At 30.0% G+C, this 300-nt stretch carries 1 protein-coding gene; it reads left to right on the top strand.

Annotated elements, in window-relative coordinates; genetic code table 11:
* Positions 1-300, top strand: a 300-nt coding sequence (locus BT993_RS07005) for a hypothetical protein (protein WP_143604335.1), incomplete at both ends; no start/stop codon positions are given.

Raw genomic sequence — 300 nt, 5'->3', positions numbered from 1 at the left:
TGCTAATGTTGAGTATGATTATAATAATACTAATATAGAATTAGGTGGACCTCAAAAAGCCGTATCAACAGGATTATTTGGTAAATTATCTGAATATGGTAAACAAGATAATGATGAAGAAAAAAGAGGGCTATACGGATTTGACTTAAATGGAGTTGCTAAAACCTTAATAGGTCTTGGAAAAGATAATCCACCTAATAATGTAAATGGAGCTCAAAAAGGAGATTATTTAAAAAGTGGAACATACTTTAATCAATATAAAAGCTATATTGATGGATTAGAGAGTGGACTAACTAATGC

The organism is Streptobacillus ratti, from assembly GCF_001891165.1.
GTDB lineage: Bacteria > Fusobacteriota > Fusobacteriia > Fusobacteriales > Leptotrichiaceae > Streptobacillus > Streptobacillus ratti.
This window is presented reverse-complemented; position numbering and strand designations above follow the sequence as displayed.